Here is a 790-nt window from a genome sequence, read left to right on the forward strand (position 1 = left end):
GTCAGGTCTTTCATTTTGCATTACCGATTACCTTACTTTTTATCAGCCGATATAATACGGCTTACTAATGAATAATGTATTTTGAAATGATCACCGATTTCTTTCATTGTATATCCTCCTGATTGGTAAGCTTTTATAATCGCTCCATTACGAGTATCGGATTGTTCATGATAACTTTTTAACGTCAGTGGCGACAAAGAACGTTGTTTAAAGGGGACTTCAGATACATCCCCTTCAAGTAATTCTTTTAATATTTGATGTTTTTCTACAAAGACATCATCACCTAAATATATTTGATGCTGTAAATCATCCCAGATGGTTTTATTAACCCCCTCTTCTACAAAGTGAATATATTCTGCAATCGCTACTGACCGCTCTTTATCAAAATAATTTAACAACGCATCCGTTGCTAACCAGTTTGGGGAGGCTTGTTTTCCAACCATACAATGCCAACTACTCCACAACCATTCATCAGGAGTATCAACCATTTTTGCACGCACAGGATTTAAAATAATATAACGACACAGTTCTAATAAATAAGCAGCCTTATCAACCAGAATAGCTTTATAGCGCCCTTGAAAAAGATGCCCTACTCGACCGTACTTTCTATTGATTGATTGCGTAAATACACCGTTTAACTGGCGCATTCCTTTACTCAAATTAGCATCGGGAGTCTCTACAAGTAAGTGGTAGTGATTATCCATTAAACAATAAGCGTGAATAACCCAGTTATAACGTGAACAAACGGTATTTAATAAATTAAGGAATATCTCGAAATCACTGTCTTCTA

1 protein-coding gene is annotated in these 790 nt (G+C 35.8%); it reads right to left on the reverse strand.

The features are described from left to right. Window positions 1-32: 32 nt before the first annotated feature. Window positions 33-790 (reverse strand): transposase (locus tag H5084_RS19240; RefSeq protein ID WP_220486021.1); only part of this gene is annotated, 758 nt, incomplete at its 5' end.

The sequence above is a fragment of the Psychromonas sp. SR45-3 genome (assembly GCF_014163575.1).
In the GTDB taxonomy this organism is placed as follows: domain Bacteria; phylum Pseudomonadota; class Gammaproteobacteria; order Enterobacterales; family Psychromonadaceae; genus Psychromonas; species Psychromonas arctica.